A 2,176-nucleotide genomic window follows, 5' to 3' on the forward strand; every position below is an offset into this window, starting at 1 on the left:
GTTCCGGCGTTCCGTCCGCACGCGTTCCCGGCAAGGAAGGGACGAAGCGGAATGAGTTCTTCTCCGGCTCTACCCTTACGCCAATCAGGGTGGAGGCTTCCTCTGCCTCATCGATCACAATCGCCCGGGTCATATAAGCTCCGTCGAAATCGTTGATTTCGAGCGATTCGCCGCCCCCCTCTACCGTCACTTGGAAGTCGATGATGCGGCTGGCGAGACGGAACCCTTGATCGGCGGCAAGCTGCCGGAGCTCCGCTTCGGTGTCCGCATCCATTTGTTCCAGCGTTATATTGACCTTCAACTCTTCCAGCTCTGCGTCAAGCGTCTCGGCTATCCGCTCCCAGTGGATTGCCGACATCGGCAGCTGATAGCGTGAACCGCTTAGCTCCACTTCAATAGTAAGATTCGGTTCAGACTGCATAGCCGATTGGAGGGATTTCGCCGGCAGTTGCACCTGCACTACACGCTCCGTATCATTCACCCGAATCGTCAGCAGATTCTTCTCCAGTTTCTTCAACGCTTGGTTCAATGAGGCTTCATAGATGGTAACTTTCTCAATGGTGGTACCATCTGCCCGAGTCATCTTTTGGATGGTGTTGATCCTGTCGAGCAATTGTGAATCTTCGTAAAAAGCGGCTTGATTGTTGACGATCGGGAGAACTAGCGTGAACAGCTTGAAGCGGTTGGATACGGCTTGCAGTGTGTTGCCAACGAAATCCATCCCTCTTACATGCAGGTACCACTCTCCGTCAACGCCACTCTTCTTCAAGTCATCTCCGCTTGCAAAGCCGGTCCACTCTTCGTCCCCAGCCGGCGCACTGGCGCTATTCGTCCATGCATATTGCAGACTGGCTGGATCGACGCCGCTGTCACTGTCGCTGACAGTTACGGTTGTCGAGGCCCAGTTCGCGGAAGATTCATTCCCATTCGTGCCAAATACGACCTCGGGGGCGCTGTTGTCGAGCCGGAAGCGGCTCGATCCGGCATGCACTTCATTGCCCGCTATGTCCTTCGCCCGCACATGCAAATACCAATCGCCGTCAACGCCTGACTTCGACAAGGTGTCTCCGCTTGCGAAGCCGCTCCACGCTGCACTGCCGTCCGGTGTGCTTGCGCTCTGCGTCCATACATATTGCATACTGGACGGATCGATGCCGCTGCCACTATCGCTTACAGTTACGGCAGTGGAGGCCGATGTCCCATATGTCTCATTCCCGTTCATATCAAAAACAGCCTCGGGAGCGCTGTTGTCGAACCGGAAGCGGTGCGATCCGACCTGTAACTCATTGCCCGTTACGTCCTTCGCTTGCACATGCACATACCAGTCGCCGTCAACGCCTGACTTCGACAGGGTGTCCCCGCTTGCGAAGCCGCTCCATGCCGCACCCCCGTCCGGCGTGCTTGCGCTCTGCGTCCATACATATTGCAGATTGGACGGATCGATGCCGCTGCCATTATCGCTGACAGTTACGGCAGTGGAGGCCGACATCGCGTACATTTCATTCCCGTTCGTACCCAAAACAGCCTCGGGAGCGCTGTTGTCGAGCCGGAAGCGGTTCGAACCGACCTGTACCTCATTGCCCGCTATGTCCTTCGCTCGCACATGCAAATACCAGTCGCCGTCAACGCCCGACTTCGACAAGCTGTCTCCGCTTGCGAAGCCGCTCCATGCTGCACCCCCGTCCGGTGTGCTTGCGCTCTGCGTCCATACAAACTGCAGACTGGACGGATCGACACCGCTGCCATTATCGCTGACAGTTACGGCAGTGGAAGCCGATGTGGCATACGTTTCATTACCGTTCGAGCTCAAATTCACGACCGGTTGGGTTGTATCCACCCGGACAACGTAGGATGCCGCAAGTTCATTGTCCGCACTGTCTGCCGTTTTCACTTCCAACGTATGTTGGCCTTCACTGTTGAAAGCAAGAGGTGCAATGTAGGGCTGCCAGGACGCTCCTCCATCCAGGGAATAGGTGGTGGAGGTTACCGTTACGCCATCTGTCGTTTGCTTTGAATTGATGCTTGCCGTCACGCCTTGGTTCACCCAATCTCCAGCGGTGTATGTGCTGCCGTTGTCCAGCTTCAAGGCGACATCGAGCTCCAATCCGCTGCGACTGATATTGATCATGCGAGACGGTGAGCTTATATTGCCGGCCTTATCCGCTGCTCTGACCAT

General features: G+C 56.0%; 1 pseudogene. It reads right to left on the bottom strand.

From position 1 onward, the window contains the following. Positions 1 to 2,176 (bottom strand): annotated as a pseudogene (locus M6D81_RS31355) (hypothetical protein); the annotation flags it as partial.

This window comes from Paenibacillus sp. J5C2022 (genome assembly GCF_025567625.1).
Taxonomy (GTDB): Bacteria; Bacillota; Bacilli; order Paenibacillales; family Paenibacillaceae; genus Pristimantibacillus.